The sequence below is a fragment of the Pseudomonas sp. GW822-FHT04C11 genome, assembly GCF_058800905.1.
Genome location: NZ_JBXAMS010000020.1, coordinates 37117 through 56330, shown reverse-complemented (window position 1 = coordinate 56330; position 19214 = coordinate 37117). Strand labels below are relative to the sequence as shown.

Below are 19214 nucleotides of genomic sequence, written 5' to 3'. Positions count from 1 at the left end.
CTGAATAAAGCCTAAACTGATTCAATCAAAACAATACCTGGCGCGACCCCGCGCCAAAAAGGAGAAAGCATGCTCGAGCTCACCATAGAGCAGATATCCATGGGCCAGTCGGCTGTGGATAAAGCCGCCGCATTGCATTTGCTGGCCGACACGCTGGTTAACGATGGCCTGGTGGCCGAGGGTTACCTCAGCGGCTTGCAGGCGCGTGAAGCCCAGGGTTCGACCTTTCTCGGCCAAGGTATTGCGATCCCCCACGGAACCCCCGATACCCGCGATCTGGTGCACACCACCGGCGTGCGTTTGCTGCAGTTCCCCGAAGGGGTGGATTGGGGCGACGGGCACATCGTGTACCTGGCGATCGGTATCGCGGCCAAATCTGACGAGCATTTGCGCCTGCTGCAATTGCTGACCCGCGCCCTCGGTGAAACCGATCTGGGCCAGGCCTTGCGCCGCGCCAGCAGCGCCGAAGCCTTGCTGAAACTGCTGCAAGGCGCGCCGCAAGAGCTGGCGCTGGATGCACAAATGATTGGCCTGGGCGTCTCCGCCGACGACTTCGAAGAGCTGGTCTGGCGTGGCGCACGGTTGTTGCGTCAGGCCGACTGCGTGAGCAATGGTTTTTCGGCGGTATTGCAGCAGGTCGAAGCGCTGCCGTTGGGTGATGGCCTGTGGTGGCTGCACAGCGAACAAACGGTCAAGCGCCCCGGCCTGGCCTTCGTCACCCCGGACAAACCGATTCGTTACCTCGGCCAGCCACTGAGCGGGCTGTTCTGTCTGGCCAGCCTTGGCGAGGCGCATCAGGCCTTGCTCGAACGTCTTTGCGCCTTGCTGATTGAAGGCCGAGGTCACGAACTCGGTCGCGCCACCAGCCGGCGTGCGGTGCTGGAAGTGCTCGGCGGTGAATTGCCGGCCGATTGGCCGAGCGCTCGTATTGCCTTGGCCAACGCCCATGGCTTGCACGCGCGGCCGGCGAAGATCCTTGCGCAGTTGGCGAAAAGTTTTGAAGGCGAGATCCGCATCCGCATTGTCGACGGTCAGGACAGCGCGGTGTCGGTGAAGAGCTTGAGCAAACTGCTCAGCCTCGGTGCTCGTCGCGGCCAGGTGCTGGAGTTGATTGCCGAGCCGAGCATCGCCGCCGATGCGTTACCAGCGCTGCTGGCGGCTATCGAGGAAGGCCTGGGCGAAGACATCGAACCGTTGCCGACGGTGAGTGCACAGAGCGAGGTCATCGACGAAATTACTGACGTCGTGGTTGCTCCAGCCGCCGGTTGCGTGATTCAAGCTGTCGCTGCTGCACCAGGGATTGCCATTGGTCCTGCACATATTCAGGTGCTACAAGCGATCGATTACCCGTTGCGGGGCGAGTCCACGGCGATCGAGCGCGAGCGTTTGAAAACATCCCTGGCCGATGTCCGTCGCGACATCGAAGGGCTGATCCAGCGCAGCAAGGCCAAGGCCATCCGAGAGATTTTCATCACCCACCAGGAAATGCTCGACGACCCGGAACTGACCGATGAAGTCGACACTCGCCTCAAGCAAGGCGAAAGCGCTGAAGCGGCGTGGATGGCGGTGATCGACGCGGCAGCCAGACAACAGGAATCCTTGCAGGATGCCTTGCTCGCCGAGCGAGCAGCGGACTTGCGCGATATCGGTCGACGGGTGCTCGCGCAACTGTGCGGCATCGAAACCCCGAGCGAACCGGATCAGCCGTACATCCTGGTGATGGATGAAGTCGGGCCTTCGGATGTCGCACGCCTGGACCCGGCGCGGGTTGCCGGTATTCTCACCGCGCGCGGTGGTGCCACCGCCCACAGCGCGATTGTCGCTCGGGCCTTGGGCATTCCGGCGCTGGTTGGTGCTGGCGCGGCGGTGTTGCGGCTGGCGTCGGGCACGCCATTGCTGCTCGATGGCCAGCGCGGTCGGCTGCATGTCGACGCCGATGCGGCGACGTTGCAGCGTGCCGCCGAAGAACGTGACAACCGCGAGCAACGCCTGCAAGCGGCTGCGGCCCAGCGTCACCAACCGGCGCTGACCACTGACGGCCACGCGGTCGAAGTGTTTGCCAACATCGGCGAAAGTGCAGGTGTGGTCAGCGCGGTGGAGCAGGGCGCTGAAGGGATTGGTCTGCTGCGCACCGAACTGATTTTTATGGCCCACCAGCAAGCGCCGGACGAAGCCACTCAAGAAGTCGAATACCGTCGGGTGCTCGATGGTCTGGCCGGGCGGCCGCTGGTGGTGCGGACCCTGGACGTTGGCGGTGACAAACCGTTGCCGTATTGGCCGATTGCCAAGGAGGAAAACCCGTTCCTCGGCGTGCGTGGCATTCGCCTGACCTTGCAACGTCCGCAGATCATGGAAGCGCAGTTGCGTGCCTTGCTGCGCGCCGCTGACAACCGACCGTTGCGGATCATGTTCCCGATGGTCGGCAGCGTCGATGAATGGCGTCAGGCGCGAGATATGACCGAGCGCCTGCGTCTGGAAATCCCGGTGGCCGACCTGCAACTGGGGATCATGATCGAAGTACCTTCGGCGGCTTTGCTGGCGCCGGTTCTGGCCAAGGAAGTCGATTTTTTCAGCGTCGGCACCAATGACCTGACCCAATACACCCTGGCCATCGATCGCGGTCACCCGACCCTGTCGGCCCAGGCCGATGGCTTGCACCCGGCGGTGTTGCAACTGATCGACATCACGGTGCGTGCCGCCCATGCCCACGGCAAATGGGTCGGCGTGTGTGGCGAACTGGCGGCAGACCCGCTGGCGGTACCGGTGTTGGTCGGCCTGGGGGTGGATGAGTTGAGCGTCTCGGCGCGCAGCATCGGCGAGGTCAAGGCACGGGTTCGTGAGCTGAGTCTTGCGCAGGTAAAACATCTGGCCCAACAGGCTCTGGCCGTGGGCAGCGCGAATGAAGTGCGCGCATTAGTGGAGGCTCTGTAATGGCCAAAATCCTAACCCTGACCCTCAACCCGGCGCTGGACCTCACCGTTCAGTTGCCGCATCTGGAACCTGGTCAGGTCAATCGCAGCGACGCCATGCACACCCACGCCGCCGGCAAGGGCATCAACGTGGCGCAGGTGCTTGCAGACCTCGGGCATCAGCTGACGGTCAGCGGTTTTCTCGGTGAGGACAATCTGCAGGCGTTCGAAGCGCTGTTCGCCAAACGCGGGTTTGTCGACGCCTTCATCCGCGTTCCCGGCGAGACTCGCAGCAACATCAAACTGGCGGAAGCGGACGGACGCATCACTGACATCAACGGTCCAGGGCCGGTGGTCAGTGCGGCTGCGCAGCAGGCGTTGCTCGATCGTCTGGATCAGATCACCTTGGGTCATGACGCCGTAGTGGTCGCCGGCAGTTTGCCGCGTGGCGTCAGCGCACAGTGGTTGCACGGGTTGCTGTTGCGCCTCAAGTCGCGGGGTTTGAAAGTCGCCCTCGACACCAGCGGCGAAGCCTTGCGCGCAGGGCTGTCGGCGGGACCGTGGCTGATCAAACCGAACACCGAAGAGCTGTCCGAGGCGCTGGACTGCGAGGCGATTTCGGTGGCTGCACAAGCCGAAGCGGCGAGTCGTTTGCACGCTCATGGCATCGAACACGTGGTGATTTCCCACGGTGCCGAGGGCGTTAACTGGTTCAGTGTCGGCTCGGCGATGCACGCCACACCACCCAGGGTCAGTGTTGTCAGTACGGTGGGCGCCGGCGATTCATTGCTCGCGGGCATGCTCCACGGTTTGCTCAGTGCCGATACGCCAGAACAAACCTTGCGCACCGCCACGGCGATTGCCGCCATGGCCGTTACGCAGATCGGTTTTGGTATCGGTGACGCCGCGCAACTGGCGCAGCTCGAACAGGAGGTGCGCGTGCGCCTCCTGACAGAACAATAAGAGGGTTGGTCATGAAGTTAGCCATTGTTACTGCCTGCCCGAATGGCATGGTTACCAGTGTGCTGTGCGCGCGTTTGCTCGATGCCGCCGCGCAGCGTCAGGGCTGGAGCACTAGTGTTGAAGTGCATGACGCCGCACACCCGGAGCGCCAACTGTCCGCCGCGACCCTGGAAGACGCCGAGTGGGTGTTGCTGGTCAGCACCGGGACTGTGGATATGTCGCGGTTTGTCGGCAAGCGGGTGTTCCAGAGCACGCCGTCCCAAGCCCTGCAAGACGTCGATGCAGTGCTGCGCCGTGGTGCTGAAGAAGCCCAAATCTATGTCGCCCCGCAAGCTGTCGTTGAACCCGCAACTGTCAGCAAAACCGCGCCGCGTCTGGTGGCGGTCACTGCGTGCCCGACCGGTGTCGCCCATACCTTTATGGCGGCCGAAGCCTTGCAGCAGGCGGCCAAGCGTCTGGGTTATGACTTGCAGGTGGAAACCCAGGGCTCGGTCGGCGCCCGTAATCCGTTGAGCGCGCAAGCCATTGCTGATGCCGATGTGGTGCTGTTGGCGGCAGACATCGAAGTCGCCACCGAGCGTTTCGCCGGCAAGAAAATATACCGCTGCGGCACTGGCATCGCCCTGAAGCAGGCCGAGGCCACACTCAACAAAGCACTGGCCGAAGGCAAGCAAGAAACCGCATCGAGCGGCGCCCAAGGCCCGGCCAAGAAAGAGAAAACCGGGGTCTACAAACACCTGCTGACGGGCGTCTCGTTCATGCTGCCGATGGTCGTGGCCGGGGGCTTGATGATCGCGCTGTCGTTTGTCTTCGGCATCACCGCGTTCAAGGAGCCGGGCACGCTGGCGGCGGCACTGATGCAGATCGGTGGCGATACCGCGTTCAAGTTGATGGTGCCGTTGCTGGCGGGTTACATCGCCTATTCGATTGCTGACCGTCCTGGCCTGGCGCCAGGGATGATTGGTGGCCTGTTGGCGAGTACCCTGGGCGCCGGTTTTATCGGCGGGATCATTGCCGGATTCATTGCCGGCTACGCGGCGCAGGCGATCAACCGTTATGCGCGTCTGCCGCAAAGTCTGGAAGCGCTGAAACCGATTCTGATCATCCCGTTGCTGGCGAGTTTGTTCACCGGCCTGGTGATGATCTATGTGGTCGGTAAACCGGTCGCCGGACTGCTGGAAAGCCTGACGCATTTCCTCGACAGCATGGGCACCACCAATGCGATTCTGCTGGGGGTATTGCTCGGCGGCATGATGTGCGTCGACCTCGGCGGGCCGATCAACAAGGCCGCTTATGCGTTCTCGGTGGGGCTGCTGGCGTCGCAAAGTTATGCGCCGATGGCCGCGACCATGGCCGCTGGCATGGTGCCGCCGATTGGCCTGGGCATCGCCACGTTCATCGCCCGGCGCAAGTTTGCCCAGACCGAGCGCGAAGCCGGTAAAGCCGCCTTGGTGCTGGGGCTGTGCTTTATCTCCGAAGGGGCGATTCCGTTCGCTGCCAAGGACCCATTGCGGGTGATCCCGGCAAGCATCGCCGGTGGTGCACTGGCCGGTGCACTGTCGATGTATTTCGGCTGCAAGCTGATGGCGCCGCACGGTGGACTGTTCGTGATGCTGATCCCGAATGCGATCAACCATGCGCTGCTGTACCTGCTGGCGATTGTTGCCGGGAGCCTGTTGACGGCGGTGGTTTACGCCGCGGTCAAACGCCCGGAAGTCGCCGAGTTGGCATTGGAACCGGCCAACGCCTGAGGTTCCGTAGGAGCAAGGCTTGCCCGCGATGAAGCCAACGCGGTCTGGTTGATGTACCGCGTTATCGTTCATCGCGGGCAAGCCTTGCTCCTACAGGTCAGAGGGTGAATGTCACCGCGCGTTCACACAGCCATGTTTAAGTTTTCCTTTTAGGGAGAACTCCATGAGCGAATTCGACTTGGGACGCCGTCGAGTGATGCAGGCTGTCGGTGCCGGTTTGTTGTTACCTGGCCTGGCTCCGGCGGTGATCGCCTCGGTCAAGGATCGCCCACAGCTCACCGATGGCGTGCAATCCGGTGATCTGCTGGGCGACCGGGCGATGATCTGGAGCCGCAGCGACCGCCCGGCGCGGATGGTCGTGGAATGGGACACTCGCAGCCTGTTCAGCAATCCTCGGCGTTTCGCCTCACCGTTGGCTGATGCCCGCACCGACTTCACGGCCCGGGTCGAGCTGACCGGGCTGCCCGCCGATCAGGCGATCTTCTATCGCGTGTACTTCGAAGACGCCCAAAGCGGTGTGGCCAGCGAACCGTGGTTCGGTCACCTGCGTAGCGTGCCGCAGACCCGTCGCGACATCCGTTTTGTCTGGAGCGGCGACACCGTAGGCCAGGGCTTCGGCATCAACCCGGATATCGGCGGCATGCGCATTTACGAAGCGATGCGCTTGCGCCTGCCGGACTTCTTTATCCACAGCGGCGACACCATCTACGCCGACGGCCCGGTGCCGGCGCAACTGACCACCGAAAACGGTCGGGTGTGGCGCAACATCACCAGCGAAGCCAAGAGCAAAGTCGCGGAAACCCTCGACGAATATCGCGGCAACTACCGCTACAACCTGATGGACGAAAACATCCGCCGCTTCAATGCCGAAGTGCCGCAGATCTGGCAGTGGGACGACCACGAAGTGGTGAACAATTGGTCGCCGGGCAAACAGCTCGACGAGCGCTACCAAAGCAAGGATATCCACAGCCTGGTCGGCCGTGCGCGGCAAGCCTGGCTCGAATACGCGCCGATGCGCTTGCAGGCCGCCGACAACGGCGGACGGATCTATCGCAAGCTCGGTTACGGGCCGCTGCTGGATGTGTTCGTGCTGGACATGCGCAGCTATCGCGGGGTCAACGACGACAACCTCGGCGGCGAAAAAGCCTTCCTCGGACGCGAGCAACTGGAGTGGCTCAAGCGTGAACTGAAAAACTCCGGCGCGCAGTGGAAAGTCATCGCCGCGGACATGCCGATTGGTCTTGGCGTGCCTGATGGCGAAGTCAGCCCCGGCGTGCCGCGCTGGGAAGCCGTGGCCAACGGTGATCCAGGCCCGGCCCAGGGCCGCGAGCTGGAGATCGCTGAGTTGTTGGGTTTCTTGCGGGCGCAGCAGGTGCGCAATTACGTTTGGCTGACGGCCGATGTGCATTACTGCGCCGCTCACCATTACCACCCGGATCGTGCAGCGTTTCAGGACTTCGAACCGTTCTGGGAGTTCGTCGCAGGTCCCTTGAATGCCGGCAGCTTCGGCCCCAATCCGCTGGATAAAACCTTCGGCCCCGAAGTGGTGTTCGAGAAAGCCCCACCGGCGCAGAACACCTCACCGTTTGCCGGGTTTCAGTTTTTCGGCGAGGTGAATATCGATGGCCAGACCGGCGAAATGAGTGTGATCCTGCGGGATCTGGATGGGGTGGCGGTGTTTGAGCAGCGGTTGCAGCCGGTTTGAGTGTGTGGATCTTCAAAAACCACCCCCTCACCCCAGCCCTCTCCCCGAGGGGGAGAGGGAGCTAATCTTCTTCGTTTTCAAACCTGAGTTCGACTCGGTATTTCAGGTCGATGGACAGCGCAAGACACCTCGGTCAGTCCCCTCGCCCCTTGGGGCAGTCCGACGTTTCGGGAGGGCTAGGGTGAGGGGACGATTTCAGATCAGGATCACGGCATTCGATCCGCCGCCACCCTGAGAACCTGCTCCAGAACATCACTCATCTGCTCAATGACCTCCAGATTACTGAACCGCGCAACCTCAATCCCTTGCTGCTGAAGGTAGAGCGTTCGACGCCGATCATGGATTATGGCGGCCGTTTCATAATGCTGACCGCCATCAAGTTCAATAGCCAGTTTCAGCTCGGCACAATAGAAATCCAGAATGTACGGCGGGCAGGGGAATTGGCGTCGAAATTTCAGATTGGCAATTTGCCGGCTGCGGAGTTTTTGCCAGAGCAGGCGTTCGCAATCGGTCTGGTTGACGCGAAGTGTGCGGGCGAATTGGCGTTGGTCGAGGGTGGGGCGGTTGGGCATGCTTCACGTCCGTGTGAAGGGAATGGAGGTTTAACTGTAGTCGGGTTTTGTACTGCGGCTCTAGAACCACCCCTCACCCCAACCCTCTCCCCAGGGGGGAGAGGGGGAAAGGGAGCTAATCTTCTTCGTTTTCAAACCTGAGTTCGACTCGGCATTTCAGGTCGATGGACAGCGCAAGACATCTCGGTCAGTCCCCTCGCCCCCTGGGGAGAGGGTTAGGGTGAGGGGGCTTCAGTAGACGTCGCGGCGATAGCGGCCCTGCTCGATCAGCCGCTCGACTTCATCAACACCGAGCACTTCGTTGAGTACTTGATCCACGCCTGTCGCCATCCCTTGCAGGCTGCCGCAGATGTAGATCGATGCACCGTCCGCCAGCCACTTTTTCAGCTCGACGGCACGTTGGCGCAGGCGATCCTGAACGTAGATCTTCTCGGCCTGATCCCGCGAAAACGCCAGGTCCAGCCGCTCCAGATCGCCTTCGATCAACCATCCCTCGAGCTCATCGCGACAGAGGAAGTCATGCTCGCGGTTGCGTTCGCCAAACAGCAGCCAGTTGCGTGTCTGGCCATCGGCAATCCGTGCCTTGAGCAAGCTGCGCAGGCCAGCCAGCCCGGTGCCGTTGCCCAGCAGAATCATCGGCACGGGCGTTGCCGGGAGATGGAAACCGCTGTTGCGCCGTACCCGCAGGCTGATGGCAGAACCCAATGGCGCGTATTCGGTCAGCCAGCCGGAGCCGATGCCCAGACGTCCATCCGCATGACATTCCTGACGCACCAGCAGTTCGAGCACGCCGTCGGCGGCAATCGAGGCGATCGAGTATTCGCGCATGGCCAATGGCACCAGCGCATCGACCAGCGCCTGAGCGTGCAGGCCGACCAGATGCACGCGGTTCTCCGGCAACTGACGGCTGGCCAGGGCTTGTTCAAGGGTTTTGTGCAAACCATCGAGTTGCACTCGCGTATTACCGGCGATGCCCAGCCCTTCAAGGAACTGTTCAATCGCGCCCCGGCAGTTGCGCGGTAGCACTTCAACCAGGTCGCCGGCCAGCCAACTGCTGGTGTCGGGCGCCGTCAGGCCCAGCAGGTAAACGTCGGCGCCGCTGCTGTCGGGGTTGAGCAGTTCGCGCTTGCTCAAGGTCCAGTTGTTGTAGCTCGGGGCTTTCCAGGTATCGACCGGTGGCTGCCCGGTCAGTTGACCGAGTTGCTGCTGCCAATGGCGCAGGGCGTACGGGTCGCCGCTGTCGACTTCCACCGGGGCAAACAACGTGGTGCCACCGTGTTCCGAAAGCCAGCTGTGCAAGCGTTTGGCAAAGCCGCAGAAGTGTTGATACTGCCGATCACCGAGGCCAAGCACGGCGTAGTTCAGGCTCGAAAGGCTCAGCGCCCGACCCAGCACCTTGCGCTCGAAACCACGAGCGCTGTCCGGCGCTTCGCCGTCGCCAAAGGTACTGACCACGAACAGCGCATTGCTCGACTCGCGCAGGTCCTGCTCGCTGACAGCCGCCAGCGGTTGGACCTTTACCGGCAACCCGGCGGCTTGCAACTGGCTGGCGGTCTGCCAGGCCAACTGTTCGGCAAAACCGCTCTGGCTGGCGAAGCCGATCAGCCATGCCGGTACATCGCTGGCGGTTTGCTCCAGATCTTTACGGGCGTTTTTGATCTGGCGTTTTTTGCGTCGACGGTCCAGGTACAGCAACCAGCCGGTGATGAAGAACAGCGGCATGCTCAGCGAGGCCAGTGTCAGCACAATTCGCCCGACGAGGCCGAAGTAACTGCCGACATGCAGCGCGTAAATGCTGGTCAACAGTTGCGCCTTGAAGCTCTTGTCGCCGTAGCGATCATGACGGCTGATAACACCGGTGGCCGGGTCGAGAGTGATCTGGTTCAGCGCCCGGTCATGGGGTGAGTTTTTCAACAGATAGAACACGGTCGCCGGTTGTCCGGCCACCGGTGGCATGCGCACGTTATAGGCGCTCAGGCCCGGCCCCGCGGCGCTGTAGATGCTGCTCCAGATCGCGTTGTAATCGGCGGTCGGCAGGGGGCCGGCCGGTGGCGGGGTACCACGACCTGGTCTGATGCGTTCGTTTTGCGGTGCATCGGACAGCAGTTTGCTCAGGCCCTTGTTGTACCACTCATAGGACCAGGACAGCCCGGTCAGCGCGGCCAACAAATACACCAGCAAGCACCAGGTGCCTGCGACCGAGTGCAGGTCCCAGTTGAAGCTGCGACCTTTTTTCGCCCAGTCGAGGGTCAGCCAGGCACGCCAGCTCGCCACCTGACGCGGCCAGCGCAAGTAGAGCCCGGACAGGCAGAAGAAAATCAGAATCAGTGTGCAGGCACCGGTGATTTGCCGGCCGGTGTCGCCCATCGCCAGGAAACGGTGCAGTTGCAGCATCAGGCCAAAAAAATCCTGGCCGACGGCATCGCCCATGTAGTCGCCGGTGTACGGGTCGACGTAGCGCATCTGGCCACGGCGCTCGCCCGGCGGCGGGGTGAAGAACACGCGCGCCGCAAAGCCGCTCTCGGTTTCGACCCAGAGCATCGCGACTTTCTTGCCTTCGGCAGCCTCGACCTTGGCCACCAGATCTGCCGGCGGCAGAACGCCGGCCACCTGCTTCTCGACCTGCAGGACCTGTGGGTTCAGTGCCCGCAGGATCTCATCCTGAAACGACACCGCTGCACCGGTAATGCCCATCAAGGCCAGTACCAGACCCGCGCTGATGCCGAAGAACCAGTGCAGCTGGAACAGGGTTTTCTTCAACACGTCGACCGCCTTGTTCGTCTAAAACTGTTTGTTCAATAAGAAACGTCACGGCGCGCATTATGCCGTGAGTTGTCGAGAAACATTCTTTTTTACATGCAAAAGCCCCGCTCATCGTGATGGGCGGGGCTTGGCGACATCGTTCTTTATCAGAAGTGGAAGTTGGTGCTCAGCAATGCCGTACGGCCCGGCGCCTGATTGGCGAAGTGGGTGGCGAAGGCTTTGTCGTAGTAGGTCACGTCGGTCAGGTTCTGCAGGTTCAGTTGCAGGTCGACGTTTTTGGTCAACTTGTAGCTGGCCATCGCGTCATAACGAACGTAGGAGTTGACCATGGTGGTGTTGGCCACGCTGCCGAATACGTCATCGACATAGAACGCGCCGCCGCCCAAGGTCAGCTTCGGCGTGACGTTGTAAGTCGACCACAGGCTGGCGCTGTTTTTCGGGGTGTTAGGCAATTGGTTGCCATCGGTGGCGTGGTTCAGCGGGCCGCCATCGACTTGCTCGCTGTCCATGTAGGCGTAGCCAGCGAAGACTTGCCATTTGTCGGTAATCTTGCCGTTGGCCGACAGCTCGATCCCTTGAACGCGGGTTTTGCCGGCGTTTGCGTAGGAAGTGGTATCAACCTGAACACGAGCGTTCTCTTTCTCGGTACGGAACAGGGCGGCGGTCAACGACAGACGATCGTTGAGCAGGTCCCACTTGGTGCCGACTTCGTAGTTCTTGGTGGTTTCCGGCTCCATGTCGCTGCTCAGCAGATTGCCGTTGCGATCCTTGGTGCCCGACAGCGGGTTGCCATCCATGCCTTCGCCCAGGGTATTACCCGGTGGTGTGGCGGAGGTCGCGTAAGAGGCGTAGATGCTGCCGTTTTCAGCCGGTTTGTAAACGACACCCAACTGACCGGTGACGAACTCGCTGGTGTCAGCGCCTTTGGCCGTGGTGGCACCCGCCGCGGTGAAGGTCTTGTACTTAGTGTCGAAGTGGTCGTAGCGCAGGCCCATGTTCACCAGCCATTGCGGCGACAGTTCCAGCGTGTCGAAGACGTACAGGGCACGTGTGTTGGCGGTGGTGTCGGTGCCCGCGTAGTTGCGCGAAATCGCACCGTTCCACGGATCGTTCGGGTTCGGGTTGGCCAGCGAGGTGCAGTTGTAGCCGCTGGACGCGCCGATCATCGATGGCGTGCAGTTGCTGCTTGGTTTGTCCGCTGGACCCGAGCCTGGAGTGGTATCGGTGTTCACGTTGTACGAGGATTTTTCGCCTTCTTCACGGGTGAACTCGACACCGGTGGAGAAGCTGTTCTTGAAGCCGGCGATGTAGAAATTGCCAAACAGATCGGTCTGGTTGGTAGTGGTCGCTACGTTGCTGACACGGGTGTTGGCACGACGCCAAACGCTGCCGTTGTTCACGTTGCCCTTGCTGTCGTCCGGCTGGGTCAGGATGTAATCCTGCATGCTGGTGCCGTGGCGCAGGGTGTTCTTGATGGTCAGCGCATCGCTCAGGTCGTGCTCGATGGCGAAGGTCGCAGTGTCAGTACGGGTCTTGCGGAAGTCGCGGTCGGTCAAGCCATAGAAGTTGCTGCTGTCACCGCCCGCGTAAGGTTTGTCCGGGCTGCTCTTGGTGCGATCGGCGGTCTTGCCCGAAGCCGGTACGGTGTACGGAATACCTGAGTCCGGCAGGTCGTTGCTTTGCAGATGATAGTAGTCGAGGTTGACGCGGGTGTCGGTGCCCAGGCCGAAGGCCAGCGACGGCGCGATGCCCCAACGGTCGTAGTCGACCTTGTCACGACCAGCGACGTTGCTTTCGTGGCTCAACAGGTTCAGGCGGCCAGCGGCGGTATCGCTGAACTGGTAGTTGCTGTCCAGGGTGTAGCGCTGGGTCTGGTCCGAACCCCAGGTGAAACCGCCATTGAACGAGTCGCCCAGGTGCGCCTTTTTGCTCACCAGGTTGATGCTGCCACCGGCTGCGCCACGACCGCCAATTGCGGAGTTCGGGCCTTTGCTGACTTCAATCGACTCAACGGCGAAGATTTCACGGCTCTGGGAGCCGGTGTCACGTACGCCGTCGAGGTAGGTGTCGCCCTGAGCGTCGAAACCACGAATAAATGGACGGTCGCCCTGCGGGTTGCCGCCTTCACCAGCACCGAAAGTGATGCCCGGGACGGTGCGCAGTGCATCCTGCATGTTGAGGGCGCCAGTGTCCTTGAGGACCTGCTGTGGAATCACGGTCACCGAACGCGGGGTATCAATCAGCGGCGCGGTGTACTTGGGCGAAGAGGCTTTTTCGACCTGGTAGGAGGTGGAGTCCTGGGCTTCACCGGTGACACTGGTGGCATCCAGGGCAATCGCATTGCGCGGCGCTTTATCGTCGGTCTTTTCTGCCGCGTAAGCCATGTGCGCTGCAGAGCTGGCAGTGATCGCCACGCCAATTGCAGAGGCGAGTAGACGCGGTGAGCTGACCGGTGATTGTGGTAGTTGGCGTGACATTGTGAATTCCCCTCCCCAGGGTTTGAGGCGGCGGAATATAGGGTAAATACGTATTTGTATCAATTGAGATATATTGCTATTTGCGCTGAATTTACATTCTTTACAGTTTTTCCTTACGGGTTTTACGGACTCATCCGTCAGCGCGATTTTACATTGCCAATAAGAATCAATACCATTGGCATCCCTTTGCCCTCAGGTATCGCCCCATGCTGCTGCATATTCCCGGCTTGTTCTCCCGCGAAGAGGTGCAGCGCATTCGCGAGGCTCTGGAGCAGGCTGACTGGGCGGACGGCAAGATCACCGCAGGCTTTCAGTCGGCCAAGGCCAAGCACAATCTGCAACTGCCGGAAGGTCACCCGCTGGCGCAGGAAATTGGCGCAGCGATGCTTGAACGGTTGTGGAAACATCCGCGATTCATGTCAGCGGCGTTACCGCACAAAGTCTTTCCACCACTGCTGAACTGCTACACGGCGGGGGGCAGCTTCGACTTTCATATCGACAACGCCGTGCGTCAGCCCAAGGGCAGCATCGAGCGCGTTCGCACCGACCTGTCGTCGACGTTGTTCTTCAGCGACCCGGACGAGTACGACGGTGGCGAATTGGAAATCCAGGACACCTTTGGCACTCAGCGAGTGAAGTTGCCGGCCGGCGACCTGGTGCTCTATCCGGGCACCAGCCTGCACAAGGTCAACGCGGTGACTCGCGGCACACGCTATGCCTCATTCTTCTGGACCCAAAGCCTGGTTCGCGAAGACAGCCAGCGCGCCTTGTTGTTCGAGATGGACGAGGCGATCCAGCAACTGACCCGGGACATGCCGGATCACCCATCGCTGATTCGCCTGACCGGCACCTATCACAACCTGCTGCGCCGCTGGGTCGAGGTGTAACCGTGAGCTATCGACTGCGCCGCGAGGAAGTCCTCGATGGCGATCAACTCAGCGTGATGCTCACCGAGAGCCCGGCCCGTGCCGCTCAGGCAATACTTATTGCAGCGAAGACCGGGATCCTCGACGCCCAGGCCTTGCTCGGTCAAATCCTGCTCGAAGGGCAGGGCATCGCCAAGGACCAGGCACTGGCCTTGCGCTGGTTCAAGATCGCCGCCAACGGCGGGCATCTGATGGCGCGCAACATGCTCGGGCGTTGTCATGAACATGGTTGGGGCTGTAATGCCGACGCTACAGTCGCTGCGGGACATTATCGCTTCGCCGCCGAAGCCGGACTGGACTGGGCGATGTACAACTACGCCAACCTGCTGGCCACCGGGCGTGGTGTGGTCGAGGATCAGTCGCAAGCCCTGAATCTTTATCGCCGAGCCGCCGAACTGGGCCACGCCAAGTCGATGAACCTGCTGGGGCGCTATCTGGAAGAGGGGCGATTCTGCCCGGCGGATCCTCTGGCCGCAGTGGATTGGTATCGACGTTCGGCAGAGGGTGGGGACTTTCGGGGGCAGTTCAGTTATGCGGCAGTGCTGGCCCACCAAGGGCAGATCGAGGCTGCGCTGAGCTGGCTGCACGAGGCATTGGCGGGTGGGAATTTGAAGTTCTTGAAAGTGGCAGGCGCGGCGCTGTTGAGTGCGAGCGATCCACAAATCCGGGCGTTGGCCACGGATTATCAGCGACGGGCCGCTGGCCTGGCGCAGGTCCTGTAGGAGCACGGCTTGCCGGCGAAGGCGTTCCTGAGATCGCTATCGCCGGCAAGCCGTGCTCCTACAGCCTTAACCGCTGCGTTTAGACGTAGAACGATTTCAGCGGCGGGAAGCCATTGAACTCAACGGCGCTGTAGCTGGTGGTGTACGCGCCGGTGGACAGCCAGTACAGGCGGTCACCGATGGCCAGGTTCAGTGGCAGGCCGTACTTGTAGTTTTCGTACATGATGTCGGCGCTGTCGCAGGTCGGGCCCGCGATGACCACTTCTTCCATCTCGCCTTTCTTCTCGGTCCAGATCGGGAACTTGATGGCTTCGTCCATGGTTTCGATCAGGCCGGAGAACTTGCCCACGTCGGTGTATACCCAACGCTCGACGGCGGTGCGGGATTTACGCGCGACCAACACCACTTCGCTGACCAGGATACCGGCGTTGGCGATCAACGAACGGCCTGGCTCAAGGATGATTTCCGGCAGATCGTCACCGAAGTCTTCCTTGAGGAAACGGATGATTTCTTCGGCGTAGGTTTCCAGGCTGTTGGTGCGGGTGATGTAGTTGGCCGGGAAGCCGCCGCCCATGTTGATCAGTTTGAGGTTAATGCCGTCTTCTTCTTTCAGACGTTCGAAGATCACTTTGACCTTGGCGATCGCCGCATCCCAGACGCTGATGTCACGCTGCTGCGAGCCGACGTGGAAGGAGATGCCGTAAGGCACCAGGCCCAGGTCGCGAGCGAGGATCAGCAGGTCCATGGCCATGTCGGTCTGGCAGCCGAATTTGCGCGACAAAGGCCAGTCGGCGGTGGTCGAGCCTTCGGTCAGGATGCGCACATAGACTTTCGAACCCGGTGCAGCCTTGGCGATGTTGCGCAGGTCGGCTTCGGAGTCGGTGGCATACAGACGCACGCCCTTCTCGTAGAAGTAGCGAATGTCCTTGGATTTCTTGATGGTGTTGCCATAGCTGATGCGGTCCGGGGTTACGCCGCGGCCCAGCACTTTGTCCAGCTCGTAGATCGAGGCGATATCGAAGCTCGAACCTTTCTCTTTCAGCAGGTCGATGATTTCGACGGCCGGGTTGGCCTTGACCGCGTAGTAAACCTTGGCAAATTCGAAACCTGCACGCAGGTCGTCATAGGCCTGGGCAATCATCGCAGTGTCGATCACCACGAACGGGGTTTCTTGTTTGTCAGCGAAGGCCTTCATTTTCTGAAAGGTTTCGCGCGCAAAATAGTCTTCGACGTTGATCGACATGCTGGGAACTCCTACTGGCAAACTGAAATTATCAATGGGTGCAAATGAACGTCCTCCGTATCCCCACTTTGGTTCGCCTACTTCCCAAGGCATGTCGCCGAAAGCAAAAAGGCCATGGGAAATGCAGATTCCCTTGGCCTTGCTGTCTCGTCGTCAGTACTTGAGCCGGATGGATCGTTTCCAGCATGGACGTTCGGCGCGAACTTTAGGGCGTGAGGGCCTTGAGATCAACAAAAAATGTCGCGTTTTTGCACGCATCCGTCGTGCGGTCCCGGTCAGACACTTGTGTAACCGACCCTGATGACAGGTTGATGTTCCCCGATTGAGGCATTCTGGAAGGGTTTTCATTGTCTTTGTGGCGAGGGAGCTTGCTCCCGCTGGGCTGCGAAGCTGCCCCCAATTTTCGGTTGCTGCTCAACCGAGCGGGAGCAAGCTCCCTCGCCACAGTATCCGTCAGGCCAGCGCAGTCTCTGCAGGCGAAACAATGCTGGTCTTGCCACCCCGCGAGCGCCCGGAACTCAGGTATTCGGCAATCGACTCCTGCGTCACTTCACCGAGGAACACCCGCTCGGCGTCCATCACCGGCAGCCACGAGCGGTTGAACTCGTACATGCGCGACAAGAGGATTCGCAGGTGCTCGTCGTAGGCTGCCGTGGCGTTGAATTCGCGCAGGTATTGCACGCAGGTGCCGGCCTGACGGTGCAGATCGCGGCGGCGCACGTAGCCCAGTGCCTTGTTGTCGGCGCAGGTGACCACCACGTAGCGGCGGTCGAGTTCGTCCATCAGTTCCAGCGCTTCGGCCACCGGCGTTTCCGGGCTGACTGACGGCGCGTTGTCCGCCGCGTCCTCGGCCTTGACCAGCAGCAGGCGCTTGAGCGTGCTGTCCTGGCCGACGAAGTTGCTGACAAAGTCATCCGCCGGGTGCGCGAGCAGGGTGTCCGGGTGATCGACCTGAATCAGCTTGCCGCCACGGAAAATCGCGATCTTGTCGCCGAGCTTGATCGCTTCGTCGATGTCGTGGCTGACCATGATTACGGTCTTGCCCAGCGCCCGCTGCATCTCGAAAAATTCGTTCTGGATCATCTCGCGGTTGATCGGGTCGACCGCGCCGAACGGTTCGTCCATCAATAGCAACGGGGCGTCGGCGGCGAGGGCGCGGATCACGCCGATCCGCTGTTGCTGGCCACCGGACAGCTCACGCGGGTAGCGGCTCAAGTACTGCTTGGGTTCGAGCTTGATCATGTTCATCAATTCGCGGGCGCGATCGTGGCATTGCTGTTTGTCCCAACCGAGCAGGCGCGGCACGATGGTGATGTTTTCCTCGATGGTCATGTTCGGGAACAGGCCGATCTGCTGGATCACATAACCGATGTTGCGGCGCAAGGTAACGGCGTCAAGATCGGTGGTGTCTTCGCCGTTGATCAGGATTTTGCCCGAGGTCGGCTTGATCAAGCGGTTGATCATTTTCAACGTGGTGCTTTTGCCGCAACCCGACGGGCCGAGGAACACGCAAATCTCGCCTTCGTTGACGATCAGGCTTACCGAGTCCACGGCTTTCACATCTTTGCCGTTGCTGTGAAAGGTTTTGCTGAGGTTTTGAAGTTCGATCATTTGAGTAATCCTTTTGGAGTCAGCGAACGTTGCAGCCATTGCAGAAGCAGGTCGGCGAAGATCGCCAGAAGACTGACCAACACCGCACCGACGATCAGCATCGACATATCGCTGCGGCTGATGGCAGCGAGGATCAGTACGCCCAGACCACCGGCGCCGATGGTAGCGGCGATGGTCATCACGCCAATGTTCATGACCACGGCGGTGCGTACGCCGGCGAGGATCACCGGCACCGCAATTGGTAACTCGACCATGCGCAGGCGTTGGCCGAAGGTCATGCCGATGCCCCGGGCTGCTTCGCGAATGCCGGGTTCGACTCCGGTCAGCGCCAGGTAGGTGTTACGCATGATTGGCAGCAGGGAATACAGAAATACCGCGGTGATGGCTGGCATCGGTCCCAGGCCCTGGCCGAATTTCGAGTAGAACGGCAGCAGTAGACCGAACAGCGCAATCGACGGGATGGTCAACAGCACCGTGGCGCTGGCTTGCAAGGGACCGGCCAGCGTCGGGAAGCGCGTCATCAGAATGCCCAGCGGCACGCCGACCACAATCGCCAGGGTCACGGCGATGCCGACCAGGGTGATGTGTTGCCAGGTCAGGTGCAGGACGAGTGGCCAGTCCAGGTGGGAAAAGGCGTTGAGAAATTCCATGGCTTTTCCTCCTTAGTTCAATGGGTGCTGGCGCAAGAAATCTGCGGCCACGGCGGAAGGACTTTCATGATCGACATCGACCCGCGCATTGAGCTGACGCATGGTTTGGTCGTCGAACAGTTCGGCCAGTGGTTTGAGTTGTTCGGCCAGTTGCGGATGGGCATCGAGGTACACCTGACGCACAACCGGCGCAGCGGTGTAGTCCGGGAAGTAATGCTTGTCGTCTTCCAGCAGTTTCAATTTGAAAGCGTTCAAGCGACCGTCAGTGGTGTAGACCAGACCGGCAAACACCTGGCCATTGCGCAGCGCGGTGTAGACCAGTCCGGCGTCCATCTGCCGGATATTGTTGCGGGTCAGGTTCATGTCGTAGAGCTTGACCATGCCTTTGAGGCCGTCGGAACGGTTGGCGAACTCGGTGTCCAGAGCCACCAGGTGGTTGGCCTTTGCCTCAGCGTCGAGCACGTTGTTCAAGTCGCTGATGCGGTTGATCTGCGGGTATTCGTCAGCCACGTTCTTCGGCAACGCGAGGGCGTAGGTGTTGCTGAATTTCGACGGGGTGAGCCAGACCAGACCCTTTCTCGCGTCGAGTTCCTTGACTCGCGCGTAGGACTGTTCGCTGTCGAGCTTCTCGGTGACATGGTTGTAAGCCACCAGCGACACGCCGGTGTATTCCCACATCAGGTCGAGCTGGCCATTTTCATGGGCGCTGCGGGCCAGGCTGCTGCCCAGGCCGCCGGTCACCTGGACCTCATAACCCTTGGTCCGCAGGTATTGCGAGGTGATTTCCGCGAGCAGGGTTTGTTCGGTGAACACCCGGGCGCCGATGCGGATCAACGGTTTGTCGGCGGCGTGGGCAAATCCTGCGCACAGCAGGACGCAGCCTAGTAATAAGCTAAATGTCTTCATGATTATTCCTTCGCTC

Annotated in this window: 13 protein-coding genes; 6 read left to right on the top strand and 7 right to left on the bottom strand. The window is 60.8% G+C overall.

Annotated features, from left to right (window positions below; translation table 11 throughout):
* The first annotated feature begins 69 nt into the window (after nt 1-69).
* From ptsP to AC1RJ3_RS25865, 4 genes are all read left to right on the top strand, one after another.
* On the top strand, nt 70-2931 hold the full coding sequence (gene ptsP / locus AC1RJ3_RS25880; RefSeq protein WP_493081281.1) for a phosphoenolpyruvate--protein phosphotransferase: 2862 nt from the start codon (nt 70-72) through the stop codon (nt 2929-2931).
* The gene (gene pfkB, locus AC1RJ3_RS25875) at nt 2931-3872 is read left to right on the top strand and encodes a 1-phosphofructokinase (RefSeq protein WP_054594048.1); all 942 of its coding nucleotides are present in this window, start codon (nt 2931-2933) and stop codon (nt 3870-3872) included. The genes ptsP and pfkB overlap by 1 nt, the downstream gene beginning before the upstream one ends.
* A gap of 11 nt (nt 3873-3883) precedes the next feature.
* On the top strand, nt 3884-5623 hold the full coding sequence (locus AC1RJ3_RS25870) for a PTS fructose-like transporter subunit IIB (RefSeq protein ID WP_493081279.1): 1740 nt from the start codon (nt 3884-3886) through the stop codon (nt 5621-5623).
* 163 nt (nt 5624-5786) lie between these two features.
* Entirely contained in the window at nt 5787-7328 is a 1542-nt protein-coding gene (locus AC1RJ3_RS25865) for an alkaline phosphatase D family protein (RefSeq protein ID WP_493081277.1), read from the top strand.
* A gap of 206 nt (nt 7329-7534) precedes the next feature.
* On the opposite strand, the gene AC1RJ3_RS25860 is transcribed toward AC1RJ3_RS25865, so the two are convergent.
* The 3 genes from AC1RJ3_RS25860 to AC1RJ3_RS25850 form a co-directional block, all read right to left on the bottom strand.
* Entirely contained in the window at nt 7535-7900 is a 366-nt protein-coding gene (locus AC1RJ3_RS25860; RefSeq protein WP_347928016.1) for an endonuclease domain-containing protein, read from the bottom strand.
* Nucleotides 7901-8131: 231 nt separating this feature from the next.
* On the bottom strand, nt 8132-10663 hold the full coding sequence (locus AC1RJ3_RS25855) for a PepSY domain-containing protein (RefSeq protein ID WP_493081275.1): 2532 nt from the start codon (nt 10661-10663) through the stop codon (nt 8132-8134).
* Between the two features lie 146 nt (nt 10664-10809).
* Nucleotides 10810-13140, bottom strand: a complete 2331-nt coding sequence (locus AC1RJ3_RS25850; RefSeq protein WP_347928013.1) for a TonB-dependent receptor — start codon at nt 13138-13140, stop codon at nt 10810-10812.
* Between the two features lie 206 nt (nt 13141-13346).
* On the opposite strand from AC1RJ3_RS25850, the gene AC1RJ3_RS25845 reads away from it, so the two are divergent.
* Nucleotides 13347-14027: a Fe2+-dependent dioxygenase gene (locus AC1RJ3_RS25845; RefSeq protein ID WP_054594043.1), complete on the top strand. Its 681-nt coding sequence runs from the start codon at nt 13347-13349 to the stop codon at nt 14025-14027.
* A 2-nt stretch (nt 14028-14029) separates the two neighbouring features.
* Entirely contained in the window at nt 14030-14788 is a 759-nt protein-coding gene (locus tag AC1RJ3_RS25840) for a tetratricopeptide repeat protein (protein ID WP_493081272.1), read from the top strand.
* Between the two features lie 79 nt (nt 14789-14867).
* On the opposite strand, the gene AC1RJ3_RS25835 is transcribed toward AC1RJ3_RS25840, so the two are convergent.
* The 4 genes from AC1RJ3_RS25835 to AC1RJ3_RS25820 all read right to left on the bottom strand — a co-directional run bounded on the left by AC1RJ3_RS25835 (nt 14868) and on the right by AC1RJ3_RS25820 (nt 19198).
* Entirely contained in the window at nt 14868-16031 is a 1164-nt protein-coding gene (locus AC1RJ3_RS25835) for a type III PLP-dependent enzyme (protein WP_427542685.1), read from the bottom strand.
* Between the two features lie 453 nt (nt 16032-16484).
* Nucleotides 16485-17642: an osmoprotectant ABC transporter ATP-binding protein OsmV gene (locus AC1RJ3_RS25830; RefSeq protein WP_347928011.1), complete on the bottom strand. Its 1158-nt coding sequence runs from the start codon at nt 17640-17642 to the stop codon at nt 16485-16487.
* Complete coding sequence (locus AC1RJ3_RS25825) at nt 17639-18292, bottom strand: ABC transporter permease (protein WP_054594039.1); 654 nt, start codon at nt 18290-18292, stop codon at nt 17639-17641. Before AC1RJ3_RS25825 ends, AC1RJ3_RS25830 begins: the two co-directional genes overlap by 4 nt.
* A gap of 12 nt (nt 18293-18304) precedes the next feature.
* A complete protein-coding gene (locus AC1RJ3_RS25820) occupies nt 18305-19198 on the bottom strand; it encodes a glycine betaine ABC transporter substrate-binding protein (RefSeq protein WP_054594038.1) in 894 nt (297 codons plus the stop codon).
* Nucleotides 19199-19214 lie beyond the last annotated feature (16 nt).

What these genes read in the sequence shown, in the direction of transcription:
- ptsP (WP_493081281.1), top strand. Translation starts at nt 70, where the DNA reads ATGCTCGAGCTCACCATAGAGCAGATATCCATGGGCCAGTCGGCTGTG.
- pfkB (WP_054594048.1), top strand. Translation starts at nt 2,931, where the DNA reads ATGGCCAAAATCCTAACCCTGACCCTCAACCCGGCGCTGGACCTCACC.
- AC1RJ3_RS25870 (WP_493081279.1), top strand. Translation starts at nt 3,884, where the DNA reads ATGAAGTTAGCCATTGTTACTGCCTGCCCGAATGGCATGGTTACCAGT.
- AC1RJ3_RS25865 (WP_493081277.1), top strand. Translation starts at nt 5,787, where the DNA reads ATGAGCGAATTCGACTTGGGACGCCGTCGAGTGATGCAGGCTGTCGGT.
- AC1RJ3_RS25860 (WP_347928016.1), bottom strand. Translation starts at nt 7,900, where the DNA reads ATGCCCAACCGCCCCACCCTCGACCAACGCCAATTCGCCCGCACACTT.
- AC1RJ3_RS25850 (WP_347928013.1), bottom strand. Translation starts at nt 13,140, where the DNA reads ATGTCACGCCAACTACCACAATCACCGGTCAGCTCACCGCGTCTACTC.
- AC1RJ3_RS25845 (WP_054594043.1), top strand. Translation starts at nt 13,347, where the DNA reads ATGCTGCTGCATATTCCCGGCTTGTTCTCCCGCGAAGAGGTGCAGCGC.
- AC1RJ3_RS25835 (WP_427542685.1), bottom strand. Translation starts at nt 16,031, where the DNA reads ATGTCGATCAACGTCGAAGACTATTTTGCGCGCGAAACCTTTCAGAAA.
- AC1RJ3_RS25830 (WP_347928011.1), bottom strand. Translation starts at nt 17,642, where the DNA reads ATGATCGAACTTCAAAACCTCAGCAAAACCTTTCACAGCAACGGCAAA.
- AC1RJ3_RS25825 (WP_054594039.1), bottom strand. Translation starts at nt 18,292, where the DNA reads ATGGAATTTCTCAACGCCTTTTCCCACCTGGACTGGCCACTCGTCCTG.
- AC1RJ3_RS25820 (WP_054594038.1), bottom strand. Translation starts at nt 19,198, where the DNA reads ATGAAGACATTTAGCTTATTACTAGGCTGCGTCCTGCTGTGCGCAGGA.